The 11,986-nt window shown below is 63.8% G+C and carries 10 protein-coding genes; 2 read left to right on the top strand and 8 right to left on the bottom strand.

Annotated elements, in window-relative coordinates:
* Positions 1-72: 72 nt before the first annotated feature.
* The 4 genes from ACODSK_RS06160 to ACODSK_RS06145 all read right to left on the bottom strand — a co-directional run bounded on the left by ACODSK_RS06160 (position 73) and on the right by ACODSK_RS06145 (position 5,729).
* Positions 73-2,919, bottom strand: coding sequence for a valine--tRNA ligase (locus ACODSK_RS06160; RefSeq protein ID WP_489014653.1), 2,847 nt, complete (start codon positions 2,917-2,919; stop codon positions 73-75).
* A gap of 474 nt (positions 2,920-3,393) precedes the next feature.
* The gene (locus ACODSK_RS06155) at positions 3,394-3,759 is read right to left on the bottom strand and encodes a DNA polymerase III subunit chi (RefSeq protein ID WP_489014651.1); all 366 of its coding nucleotides are present in this window, start codon (positions 3,757-3,759) and stop codon (positions 3,394-3,396) included.
* A 5-nt stretch (positions 3,760-3,764) separates the two neighbouring features.
* Entirely contained in the window at positions 3,765-4,193 is a 429-nt protein-coding gene (locus tag ACODSK_RS06150; protein ID WP_489014650.1) for a DNA polymerase III subunit chi, read from the bottom strand.
* A 42-nt stretch (positions 4,194-4,235) separates the two neighbouring features.
* Positions 4,236-5,729, bottom strand: a complete 1,494-nt coding sequence (locus tag ACODSK_RS06145) for a leucyl aminopeptidase (protein WP_489014648.1) — start codon at positions 5,727-5,729, stop codon at positions 4,236-4,238.
* A 299-nt stretch (positions 5,730-6,028) separates the two neighbouring features.
* On the opposite strand from ACODSK_RS06145, the gene lptF reads away from it, so the two are divergent.
* Positions 6,029-7,144: an LPS export ABC transporter permease LptF gene (gene lptF / locus ACODSK_RS06140; protein ID WP_489014646.1), complete on the top strand. Its 1,116-nt coding sequence runs from the start codon at positions 6,029-6,031 to the stop codon at positions 7,142-7,144.
* On the top strand, positions 7,137-8,198 hold the full coding sequence (gene lptG, locus ACODSK_RS06135) for an LPS export ABC transporter permease LptG (protein ID WP_489014645.1): 1,062 nt from the start codon (positions 7,137-7,139) through the stop codon (positions 8,196-8,198). The genes lptF and lptG overlap by 8 nt, the downstream gene beginning before the upstream one ends.
* Positions 8,199-8,253: 55 nt before the next feature.
* Here lptG and ACODSK_RS06130 read toward each other — a convergent pair whose 3' ends face one another.
* The 4 genes from ACODSK_RS06130 to ACODSK_RS06115 form a co-directional block, all read right to left on the bottom strand.
* Complete coding sequence (locus ACODSK_RS06130; protein ID WP_489014643.1) at positions 8,254-8,742, bottom strand: RDD family protein; 489 nt, start codon at positions 8,740-8,742, stop codon at positions 8,254-8,256.
* A gap of 96 nt (positions 8,743-8,838) precedes the next feature.
* Positions 8,839-9,051: a cold-shock protein gene (locus ACODSK_RS06125; RefSeq protein WP_010220199.1), complete on the bottom strand. Its 213-nt coding sequence runs from the start codon at positions 9,049-9,051 to the stop codon at positions 8,839-8,841.
* Between the two features lie 354 nt (positions 9,052-9,405).
* Entirely contained in the window at positions 9,406-10,530 is a 1,125-nt protein-coding gene (gene gcvT / locus ACODSK_RS06120) for a glycine cleavage system aminomethyltransferase GcvT (RefSeq protein WP_489014642.1), read from the bottom strand.
* Between the two features lie 26 nt (positions 10,531-10,556).
* Positions 10,557-11,933 (bottom strand): L-serine ammonia-lyase, encoded by a 1,377-nt coding sequence (locus ACODSK_RS06115; RefSeq protein WP_489014641.1) that lies wholly within the window; start codon positions 11,931-11,933, stop codon positions 10,557-10,559.
* Positions 11,934-11,986 lie beyond the last annotated feature (53 nt).

Here is an 11,986-nt window from a genome sequence, read left to right as displayed (position 1 = left end):
TGCCAGCGATGAAGTCAGTGAAGTCACAACAGTCATCGCTGGCAAGCCAGCTCCCACAGGGGCGGGGTCGCTTTACAGGGCGGCGATCCGCGCGTGCTGCTCGGTGAAGTTGGCCAGGGCCTGTTCGGCTTCGGCCAGCTTGGCGCGCTCCTTGTCGATCACCGCAGGCGGTGCCTTGTCGACGAAGGCGGCGTTGGACAGCTTGCCGCCGACGCGCTGGACTTCGCCCTGCAGACGCTGGATTTCCTTGTTCAGGCGTGCCAGCTCGGCGTCCTTGTCGATCAGGCCGGCCATCGGTACCAGCACTTGCAGGTCACCGACCAGCGCGGTGGCGCTCAGTGGTGCTTCGTCCTGCTCGCCGAGCACGGTGAACGATTCTATCTTGGCCAGCTTCTTCAGCAGCGCTTCGTTTTCGACCAGACGGCGCTGGTCATCGGCACTGGCGTTCTTCAGGAACAGTTGCAGCGGCTTGCCCGGGCCGATGTTCATTTCGCCCCGGATGTTGCGCACGCCGAGCATCAGCTCCTTGACCCACTCGATGTCGCTTTCGGCGGCGGCGTCGATGCGGCTCTCGTTCGCTTCAGGCCATGGCTGCAGCATGATGGTCTTGCCGTCGATACCGGCCAGCGGCGCCAGGCGCTGCCAGATTTCCTCGGTGATGAATGGCATGAACGGATGGGCCAGGCGCAGCGCCACTTCCAGTACCCGGACCAGGGTGCGACGGGTGCCGCGAGCGCGTTCGACCGGGGCGTTCTCGTCCCACAGCACAGGCTTGGACAGCTCCAGGTACCAGTCGCAGTACTGGTTCCAGATGAACTCGTACAGTGCCTGGGCAGCCAGGTCGAAGCGGAATTGCTCCAGTTGGCGGGTCACTTCGGCTTCGGTGCGTTGCAGTTGCGAGATGATCCAGCGGTCCGCCAGCGACAGCTCGTAGGCCTCGCCGTTCTGGCCGCAGTCCTCGCCCTTGTCCAGCACGTAGCGGGCGGCGTTCCAGATCTTGTTGCAGAAGTTGCGGTAGCCCTCGACGCGGCCCATGTCGAACTTGATGTCGCGACCGGTGGACGCCAGCGAGCAGAAGGTGAAGCGCAGGGCGTCGGTGCCGTAGCTGGCGATGCCTTCGGGGAACTCGGCCTTGGTCTGCTTGGCGATTTTTTCCGCCAGCTTGGGCTGCATCATGCCGCTGGTGCGTTTCTCCAGCAGCGCGTCGAGGGTGATGCCGTCGACGATGTCCAGCGGGTCAAGGACGTTGCCCTTGGACTTGGACATCTTCTGGCCCTGGCCATCGCGCACCAGGCCGTGCACGTAGACGGTCTTGAACGGCACCTGCGGGGTGCCGTCCTCGTTCTTCACCAGGTGCATGGTCAGCATGATCATCCGGGCAACCCAGAAGAAGATGATGTCGAAGCCGGTGACCAGCACGTCGGTGGAGTGGAAGGTCTTGAGGAATTCGGTCTGCTGCGGCCAGCCAAGGGTGGAGAAGGTCCACAGGCCGGAGCTGAACCAGGTGTCGAGCACGTCGTTGTCCTGATTCAGGACCACGTCGGCGCCGAGGTTGTTCTTCGCCCGTACTTCTTCTTCGCTGCGGCCGACGTAGACCTTGCCGGACTCGTCGTACCAGGCCGGAATGCGGTGGCCCCACCACAGCTGGCGGCTGATGCACCAGTCCTGGATGTCACGCATCCAGGAGAAGTACATGTTTTCGTATTGTTTCGGAACGAACTGGATACGCCCGTCTTCCACGGCAGCGATGGCCGGTTCGGCCAGCGGTTTGGTGGAGACGTACCACTGGTCGGTCAGCCACGGCTCGATGACGGTGCCGGAACGGTCGCCCTTCGGCACTTTCAGGGCGTGGTCGTCGACGCTGACCAGCAGGCCCAGCTCATCGAAGTCGGCGACGATCTGCTTGCGCGCGGCGAAGCGGTCGAGACCGGCGTACTTGGCCGGCAGGCTGGCGTCGATGGATTCGTTGACCGTGCCGTCGAGGTTGAACACCTGGGCGGCGGCCAGGACCGTGGCGTTCTTGTCGAAGATGTTCAGCAGCGGCAGGTTGTGGCGCTTGCCGACTTCGTAGTCGTTGAAGTCGTGGGCCGGGGTGATCTTCACGCAGCCGGTGCCGAATTCCGGATCGCAGTAGTCGTCGGCGATGATCGGGATGCGGCGGCCGATCAGCGGCAGCTCGACGAACTTGCCGATCAGCGCCTGGTAGCGTTCGTCGTTCGGGTTAACGGCTACGGCGGAGTCGCCGAGCATGGTTTCCGGACGGGTGGTGGCGACGATCAGGAAGTCGTTGCCTTCGGCGGTTTTCGCACCATCGGCCAGCGGGTAGCGCAGGTTCCACAGGTGGCCTTTCTCGTCGTGGTTTTCCACTTCGAGGTCGGAGATCGCCGTGTGCAGCTTGGTGTCCCAGTTGACCAGGCGCTTGCCGCGGTAGATCAGGCCGTCTTCATGCAGGCGCACGAAGGCTTCCTTGACCGCTTCGGACAGGCCGTCGTCCATGGTGAAGCGCTCGCGGCTCCAGTCCACGGAGGAGCCCAGGCGGCGGATCTGGCGGCTGATGTTGCCACCCGATTGATCCTTCCATTCCCAGACCTTCTCCAGGAACTTCTCGCGGCCCAGGTCGTGACGGTTCTGGCCCTTGGCTTCCAGTTGGCGCTCCACCAGCATCTGGGTGGCGATACCGGCGTGGTCGGTGCCCGGCTGCCACAGGGTGTTGCGGCCCTGCATGCGACGGAAACGGATCAGGGCGTCCATGATCGCGTTGTTGAAGCCGTGACCCATGTGCAGGCTGCCGGTGACGTTCGGCGGCGGGATCATGATGGTGTACGACTCGCCCGCGCCTTGCGGGGCGAAGTAATTCTCGGACTCCCAGGTGTTGTACCAGGAGGTTTCGATGGCGTGCGGCTGGTAGGTCTTATCCATTGCGCGGGGGGACCCTATGGCATTTATTCGGGAAAGCCGGGAAGTATAACGGAGGCGGGGGGTTGAGGCGATAAGCAGGGCAATGGCAACACATGACCCTGTGGGAGCTGGCTTGCCAGCGATGAGCATGGGTATCTACACATCTCTATCAGGTACAACACGGACCTTGTGGGAGCGGCTGTTAGCCGGGACGCCGGACCGCGCGATCGGCGGCGAAGCCGTCGTAAAACCTAAGTCCCAGATCTGCCTGACACACCGAGGGCACAGGTTTCATGGCCGCTTTGCGGCCAATCGCGGCTAACAGCCGCTCCCACAGGTACACGGCGACCTGTGGCTTTGTGGTTGATCTCAAGTTGTGTAGATACCCATGCAGCGATGAGGCCGGCAAGAGCAATGATGTTGTCAGGTCTGGCCAAATCGCTGGCAAGCCAGCTCCCACAGGGTTATATGCCTTCTGTGGGGATCCAGGGTGTGTCAGGAGGATTGGTTGAGTAGCCGTTCCAGGCGGGCATCCAGTCGCCGCTTGATCTCGTTCTCGATATGCGGGGCGAAGTCGTCGATGACGTCCTGCATGATCAGTTGCGCGGCGGCGCGCAGTTCGGCGTCCAGGTGCAGCAGGGTGTCCTGGCGGCGGGCCTGCGGGTCGGGCTCTGCCACCGGGGCGGCAGCGGGAGGAGGCGGTGCGAGCTCTTCGGCCGGTTCGAGCAACAGCGGGATCTGTTCTTCCACGGTTTCGGTCAGCAGCGGCGGTTGCAGGGTTTCATCGCCCAGCAACTGGCGAATCGACTCCAGGTCGTCCAGCAAGTGGGCGGATTGAGGCAGGGCAGGGCGTTTGTCCATCGTCGTCAGAATCGCTGTAAGCGGTGATCTTGCAGAGCATAGCCCTGTTCGCGGTAGAAGCGGAAACTCTCTCGGGTGGCCTGGCGGATGGCCGGGTCTTCCACCACGATCTCGGCGATCCGAGCGAAGCGCGCAGCGAACGGCGGGACTTTCAGGTCGAGATTGACCAGCAGGTCCTGATGCTCGCCGGCGTCGTCACCGATGCCCAGGGCCACCGCTGCCGCGGCATCCTCCTCGGCATGGCTGTGGGGCACGAAGGCCTCGCCCTTGAACGCCCAGAGGCGCGCATCCAGTTCGTCGCGCTGGGCGGTATCGGTGCAATTCAGGTAGACCCGATGCCCCAGGCGCCAGGCTTTTTCGCAAAGCTTGCAGGCGAAATCCAGGCGTGCGCCGGGGGAGGGGCTGGGCAGGATATAGAAGTCGACTTGGCTCATGAGGCAAGCGCCGACCGGTCACCGGACCGGCCGGCATCCTGGTCAGGCATTGGCACGGTCGAGCAGGTACTGGGTCAGCAGCGGGACCGGACGGCCAGTGGCGCCCTTGTCCTTGCCGCCGCTGATCCAGGCGGTGCCGGCGATGTCCAGGTGCGCCCAGTTGTAGGCCTTGGCGAAGCGCGAGAGGAAGCAGCCGGCGGTGATGGTGCCGGCCTTCGGCCCGCCGATGTTGGCGATGTCGGCGAACGGGCTGTCCAGTTGTTCCTGGTATTCATCGAACAGCGGCAGTTGCCAGGCGCGGTCGTCGGCGCGCTTGCCGGCGCTGAGCAGTTGCTCGACCAGTTCGTCGTTGTTGCCCATCAGGCCCGAGGTGTGGCTACCCAAGGCGACGATGCAGGCGCCGGTCAGGGTGGCGATGTCGATCACCGCCTGCGGCTTGAAGCGCTCGGCGTAGGTCAGGGTGTCGCACAGCACCAGGCGGCCTTCGGCATCGGTGTTGAGGATCTCCACGGTCTGCCCGCTCATGGTGGTGACGATGTCACCCGGACGGGTAGCGCCACCGCTCGGCATGTTCTCGGCACAGGCCAGCAGGCACACCAGGTTGATCGGCAACTGCAGCTCCAGCACGGCGCGCAGGGTGCCGAACACGCTGGCGGCGCCGCACATGTCGAACTTCATTTCGTCCATGCCGGCACCCGGCTTCAGGCTGATACCGCCGGTGTCGAAGGTGATGCCCTTGCCGACCAGCACGAACGGCTTTTCGGTCTTCTTCGCGCCCTGGTAGTTCATCACGATCAGCCGTGGCGGCTGGTCGCTGCCCTGGCCGACGGCATAGAAGGCGCCCATGCCGAGATCCTTGATCTTCTTCTCGTCGAGGATTTCGACCTTGAGGCCCTTGAAGGCCTTGCCGAGGTTCTTCGCTTCTTCGGCGAGGAAAGTCGGGTGGCACAGGTTCGGTGGCAGGTTGCCCAGGTCGCGGGTGAAACGCATGCCGCTGGTGATGGCGGCAGCGTGCTTGACTGCGCGCTCGGTGTCGGCCAGCCCGGCCTTGTCGGCGAGCAGGGTGACTTTCTTCAGGGCGCGAGGTTCGGCTTTCTGGCTCTTGAAGCGGTCGAACACGTATTCGCCGTCGAGCAGGGTTTCGGCCAGCAGGCGGGCCTTGCCGTAATGGGCATCGCGGCCGCTGACCGCAACGTCTTCCAGGGCCAGCACCGCATCGGCACCGTTCAGGCCCTTGAGCACGCCGAGGATGGCGTTGGCGACCTTGCGCCAGGCGCGATCGCCCAGGTTGTCGTCCTTGCCGGTGCCGACCAGCAGCACGCGCTCGGCCTTCAGGCCGGCGATGCCTTGCAGCAGCAGGGTCTGGCCGACCTTGCCGGCGATGTCCCCGCGTTTCAGTACGGCGCTCAGTGCGCCTTTGCTGGCCTCATCGACGGCCTTGGCGCTGGCGCCCAGCTTGCGGCCTTCGCCGACGGGCAGGACCAGGGTGGCGGTTTTCAAGGATGCTGCGGCTACGCTTTTTACAACCAAATCCATGTCAGGGTCCCCGAACGAACTGTCAGTGCGCTGCTGGTCGTACAAAACGTAGCGAGCGCTCGAAGCGACCTGGCCGCCCGCGGCGGGCCAGACGGAAAGCTGCCAGTTTGAGCCCGGTGCGGCGCCCGTGACAACCCCGTTTTCATGCATTGCGCGGTGCGAAGTGACAGGCAGGGGCAATCACAGGATAATGCGCCCACTTCGAAGTCCGGGTGCATTGACGCACCGGCAACTATCTTGTTGGTTGCAACGTTTTCCTTGTTTGGCTGTCCGAGCCTGACAACCCAGGAGTGGCTGGTTTGATCGTCTTCCGTTATCTGTCCCGCGAGGTCCTGGTGACCTTGAGTGCCGTCAGCGCCGTGCTGCTGGTCATCATCATGAGCGGGCGCTTCATCAAATACCTGGCCCAGGCCGCACAAGGCATGCTCGATCCGGGCGTGCTGTTCCTCATCATGGGCTATCGCCTGCCGGGCTTCCTGCAGCTGATCCTGCCGCTGGGCCTGTTCCTTGGCATCCTGCTGGCCTACGGTCGCCTGTATCTCGAAAGCGAGATGACCGTGCTCTCCGCCACCGGCATGAGCCAGCAGCGCCTGCTGCGCATGACCATGGCCCCGGCCGCGCTGGTGGCGCTGATCGTTGCCTGGCTGAGCCTGAGCCTGGCGCCCCAGGGGGTGGCCCACGTCGCCCAGATCATCAACCAGCAGGATGCCATGACCGAGTTCGATACCCTCGTGCCTGGCCGTTTCCAGACCCTGCGTGATGGCACCCGGGTAACCTACACCGAGCAACTGTCCGACGACCGCAGCCGTCTCGCCGGTGTGTTCATTTCCGAGAAACGCCTGTCCGGCGACAAGAGCAAGGACCGCGGTATCAGCGTGCTGGTGGCCGAGAAGGGCCGGCAGGAAGTGCAGGCCGACGGCAACCGCTACCTGATCCTGGAAAACGGCTACCGCTACGACGGCAACCCGGGCCAGGCCGACTACCGCGCCATCAAGTACGACACCTATGGCGTACTGCTGCCCAAGCCGGAGGTCAGCCAGGACATCTCCGAGCGCGAGGCGATCCCGACCTCCGAACTGTTCAAGAGCGATGCCCCACGCGAGCGTGCCGAACTGGAGTGGCGCCTGTCGCTGCCGCTGCTGGTGTTCATCGTGACCCTGATGGCCGTACCGCTGGCGCGGGTCAATCCACGCCAGGGTCGTTTCCTCAAGCTGCTGCCGGCGATTCTTCTGTATATGGCCTACCTGACGATTCTGATTGCCGCCCGCGGCGCCCTGGAGAAGGGCAAGATCCCGCTGTCCGTGGGCTTGTGGCCGGTTCACCTGCTGTTCCTGCTGATTGGCCTGGGCCTGATGTACTGGGAGCCACTGCGCCTGAAGATGCGTGCCCGTGCCGCGGAGGTGACCCGTGCGTAAGCTCGATGGTTACATCGGTCGCAGCGTGTTCATGGCGATCCTCGCCGTGCTCGGGATCATCCTCGGCCTGGCATCGCTGTTCGCCTTCATCGACGAGATGGGCGATATCAGCGAGACCTACACCTTGTGGAATGCCGGCGAGTTCGTCCTGCTCACCGCACCACGACGTCTCTACGACATGCTGCCGATGGCCGGCCTGATCGGCTGCCTGATCGGCCTTGGCAGCCTGGCCAGCAACAGCGAACTGACCATCATGCGTGCGGCCGGGGTGTCCATCGGACGCATCGTCTGGGCAGTGATGAAGCCGATGCTGGTGCTGATGCTGGCTGGCGTGCTGATCGGCGAATACGTTGCCCCGGTCACCGAGAACAAGGCCCAGGCCGACCGCTCCCTGGCCCAGGGTGGCGGCGAGGCACAGACCTCCAAGCGCGGCCTGTGGCACCGCCAGGGTGAAGAGTTCGTGCACATCAACACTGTGCAGCCGAACGGCCTGATGCTGGGTGTGACCCGCTATCACTTCGACAGCGAGCGACGCATCCAGTCCTCCAGCTTTTCCCGTCGTGCCCAGTACCAGCAGGATCACTGGCTGCTGACCGACGTCACGACCACCCTGTTCCGCGGCGACCATACCGAAGTAGTGAAAACGCCGCAGGAGCGCTGGGATGTAGCGCTGACCCCGCAACTGCTGAATACCGTGGTGATGGCGCCGGAATCGCTGTCGATCACCGGCCTGTGGGACTACATCCACTACCTCTCCGACCAGGGGCTGAACAACGATCGTTACTGGCTGGCCTTCTGGACCAAGGTCCTGCAGCCGCTGGTGACCGCAGCGCTGGTGCTGATGGCGATCTCCTTCATCTTCGGCCCGCTGCGTTCGGTGACCCTTGGTCAGCGGGTATTCACCGGCGTACTGGTGGGCTTCGTGTTCCGCATTGCCCAGGACCTGCTCGGGCCATCCAGCCAGGTGTTCGGCTTCCCGCCGTTGCTGGCGGTGCTGCTGCCGGCGGCGATCTGTGCGCTGGCAGGTGTCTGGCTGTTGCGGCGCGCGGGTTGACCGGCGTTTCGCAGGCGTAAAAAAGCCGACCCTGGGGTCGGCTTTTTTTTATCCGTCATTTCTTGCGCTTGGGAATCCGCACCAGCCGGGTCTCGGAATACATGTCGTGCCAGCTGCGCTTCTGCTTGTCGAACAGCACCCAGAGAAAGCCCAGGCCCAGGCACAGCCACGAGGCGATCGAGACTATGAAGCGCAGCAATGCCTGCCACAGGCTGATGGCGCTGCCATCGGCGTTCTGCACCCGCACGCCCCAGACCTGCATGCCTAGGGTCTGGCCGCCGTGGGTCCAGAACTTGGCGAAGAAACCGAACAGGGCGAACAGCAGCACGGTGGAGAGCAACGGGTCGCCATCCAGGGCGCCGGCTTCGGTCATGGCGCGCATCTGCGTTTCGCCGATGATCGACATCTGGATCATCTTGTAGACCAGCGTGGTGACCATCAGCAGGGCGGTGCAGAGCAGGAAGTCGTAGAACATCGCCGCCAGGCGGCGGCCCAGTCCGGCAACCGGAAAGTCGCCTTGTGGCTGGAGCAGTTGTTTGGACATGCGGTGAGGCTCCTGGCGCAAAAGCGTGCATTCTACGGAATTGCGCGCAAAAAAAAGCCCCTGTCATTGACAGGGGCTTTCGGATTTCGCGAAGACTTAGGCTTCAGCGATAACCTCGTCAGCTTGCATGCCTTTCTGGCCTTGCACAGCGATGAAGGTGACTTTCTGGCCTTCTTTCAGGCTCTTGAAGCCGTTACCTTGAATGGCGCGGAAGTGTACGAACAGATCCGGACCGCTCTCTGGAGTGATGAAACCGAAACCTTTCTCGTCGTTAAACCACTTGACGGTACCGCTCTGACGTTGAGACATGTCTTATTCCCTTTGAAACTTGAATATTGTGATTACAGTTTCTTTCATTGGTTTGTCATGAAAGGCACTGGGCTGGTTGCAGGAAAGTAAGAGACGTCGAACGGGTTGTAGCGAATCTCAGCCTACTGTCCAGGTCACGAACCAAGCGACCCATGCAAACACAGTGGCAACGACTCTACGCTAACTTCGCCGGGAAAAACAAGCCCTGGAGACCGCTGTTCTTAGGCTTTTTAGGCGATTATCGGCGGATCTTTACGCGCTTTTTCCGGGGCTTGCGCCGTACCCTGTTCGAAAGTTTGGACGTGCGTTCGAAATCGAATATCCCGAACGCACCATGACACCAGTTGTCCTGGCTCAGCCGCGGTAATAACGCTGGGCTACGAACGGCATTTTGCTGACCTTCATCGCCACCCGTTTGCCCCGCACGATTGCCCAGACCTGGGTGTCCAGGACGGTCTGCTCGCTGTCCAGGTAACCCATGGCCACCGGAGCGCCAAGGGTCGGACCGAAGCCACCGCTGCAGACCTGGCCGATCACCTTGCCCGCCTCGTCGACGATCTCTGCGCCTTCACGCACCGGCGTGCGTTCCTGCGGCAGCAGGCCAACGCGCTTGCGCGTCACGCCGGCCTGTTGCTGGGCGAAGACCTGGGCCGCGCCGGGGAATCCACCGGCACGCGGGCCATCGGCACGGCGTGCCTTGGACACGGCCCAGAGCAGGCTGGCTTCGACCGGGGTGGTGCTGGTGTTCATATCGTGGCCGTACAGGCACAGCCCGGCTTCCAGGCGCAGCGAATCACGGGCACCCAGGCCGATGGCGGCGACTTCCGGCTCTTCCAGCAGGCGCCGGGCCAGGGCCTCGGCCTTGTGCGCCGGAACGGAAATCTCGTAGCCGTCCTCGCCGGTGTAGCCGGAGCGGCTGACATAGCAGTCCTCACCCAGCAGTTGCACCGGGGCGAACTGCATGAAGGTCATCTTCGCCACCTGCGGCGCCAGGCGCTCCAGCACCTTGACCGCCGCCGGGCCTTGCAGGGCCAGCAGGGCACGCTCCTCGAACAGCGGCTCGATCTCGCACTGGTCACCGATATGCTGGCGCAGATGAGCCAGGTCCTGGTCCTTGCAGGCGGCGTTGACCACCAGGAACAGCTCGCCGTCACCCAGGTTGGCGACCATCAGGTCATCGAGGATGCCGCCCTGTTCGTTGGTGAACATGGCATAGCGCTGCATGCCTACCGGCAGGTCGATGATGTCCACCGGTACCAGGCTTTCCAGGGCTTCGGCGGCATTGGCGCCGCGCAGGCGAATCTGGCCCATGTGCGAGACATCGAACAGGCCGGCCTGCTCACGGGTGTGCAGGTGCTCCTTCATTACCCCCAGCGGGTACTGCACCGGCATGTCGTAGCCGGCGAAGGGCACCATGCGCGCGCCCAGTTCCAGGTGCAGGGCGTGCAGCGGGGTTTTCAGCAGTGTTTCGGTGGACATGTAGGACTCCTGGTTTCAAAGGGATGTCAGCATTCGATGATGTTGACGGCCAGACCGCCGCGAGCGGTCTCCTTGTATTTGCTTTTCATATCCGCGCCGGTCTGGCGCATGGTGCGGATGACCTTGTCGAGTGAGACGAAATGCTGCCCGTCGCCGCGCAAGGCCATGCGCACCGCGTTGATCGCCTTCACCGAGCCCATGGCGTTGCGCTCGATGCAGGGCACCTGGACCAGCCCGCCGATCGGATCGCAGGTCAGGCCCAGGTTGTGTTCCATACCGATTTCGGCGGCGTTCTCCACCTGTTGCACGCTGCCGCCCATGACCTCGCAGAGGGCGCCGGCGGCCATCGAGCAGGCCACGCCGACCTCGCCCTGGCAGCCGACTTCGGCACCGGAGATCGAGGCGTTTTCCTTGTAAAGGATGCCGATGGCGGCGGCGGTCAAAAGAAAACGCACCACCCCGTCCTCGTTGGCGCCGGGGATGAAGCGCATGTAGTAGTGCAGGACCGCCGGAATGATCCCGGCGGCGCCGTTGGTCGGAGCGGTGACCACCCGCCCGCCGAAGGCGTTTTCCTCGTTCACCGCCAGGGCATAGAGGTTGACCCAGTCGAGCACCGAGAGGGCATCGCGCAGGCTCGCTTCCGGGCTGGCGCAGAGCTGGCGGTACAACGCCGCCGCGCGCCGACGCACCTTGAGCCCGCCGGGCAGGATGCCTTCGTTGCGACAGCCGGCGCTGACGCAGTCCTGCATGACCTGCCAGATCTTCAGCAGGCCGGCGCGGGTCTCGCTTTCCGGGCGCCAGGCGGCTTCGTTGGCCAGCATCACCTGGCTGATCGATAACTGATGCGCGGCGCAGTGGGCCAGAAGCTCCCGCGCGGTCTTGAACGGATACGCCAGCGGCGTCTTGTCCTCGACGATGCGGTTGGCTCCGGCCGCGTCTTCGTCGACCACGAAGCCACCACCCACCGAGTAGTACTCGCGGCTGCGGATCTGCAGGCCGGCGCTGTCGAAGGCGCGGAAGATCATGCCGTTGGGGTGGTAGTCCAGCGGCTTGCGGATCATTGCCAGGTGCTGTTTTTCGTGGAACTCGATGGGGTGTTCGCCGAGCAGGTCGAGGCGACCGCTGTCGCGGATCGTCTTCAGGCGGGCGGGAATGCTGTCGGTATCGACGCTGTCGGGTTGCTCGCCTTCCAGCCCGAGCAGCACGGCCTTGTCGCTGCCGTGGCCCTTGCCGGTGGCTCCGAGCGAGCCGTACAGCTCGACCCTGACGCTGTGGGTGGCGGCCAGCAGGCCGTCACGCCGCAGTCCTTCGGCGAAGCGCGCAGCGGCGCGCATCGGACCGACGGTATGGGAGCTGGAGGGGCCGATGCCGATCTTGAACAGGTCGAAGACGCTAAGTGACATGGCTGGTTCCTCCGCGTGAAATTTGGGGCCGCGTTGCGGCCCAGGGGGGGGGG

This window comes from Pseudomonas sp. FG98 (assembly GCF_057808595.1).
Note: the sequence above shows the minus strand (reverse complement) of the source record. Positions and strands in the feature narration are given on the sequence as shown.

Excerpts from the sequence above, each read along its gene's own strand:
- ACODSK_RS06145 (WP_489014648.1), bottom strand. The coding sequence starts at position 5,729 with ATGGATTTGGTTGTAAAAAGCGTAGCCGCAGCATCCTTGAAAACCGCC.
- ACODSK_RS06115 (WP_489014641.1), bottom strand. The coding sequence starts at position 11,933 with ATGTCACTTAGCGTCTTCGACCTGTTCAAGATCGGCATCGGCCCCTCC.
- ACODSK_RS06130 (WP_489014643.1), bottom strand. The coding sequence starts at position 8,742 with ATGTCCAAACAACTGCTCCAGCCACAAGGCGACTTTCCGGTTGCCGGA.
- ACODSK_RS06125 (WP_010220199.1), bottom strand. The coding sequence starts at position 9,051 with ATGTCTCAACGTCAGAGCGGTACCGTCAAGTGGTTTAACGACGAGAAA.
- ACODSK_RS06155 (WP_489014651.1), bottom strand. The coding sequence starts at position 3,759 with ATGGACAAACGCCCTGCCCTGCCTCAATCCGCCCACTTGCTGGACGAC.
- ACODSK_RS06150 (WP_489014650.1), bottom strand. The coding sequence starts at position 4,193 with ATGAGCCAAGTCGACTTCTATATCCTGCCCAGCCCCTCCCCCGGCGCA.
- ACODSK_RS06160 (WP_489014653.1), bottom strand. The coding sequence starts at position 2,919 with ATGGATAAGACCTACCAGCCGCACGCCATCGAAACCTCCTGGTACAAC.
- gcvT (WP_489014642.1), bottom strand. The coding sequence starts at position 10,530 with ATGTCCACCGAAACACTGCTGAAAACCCCGCTGCACGCCCTGCACCTG.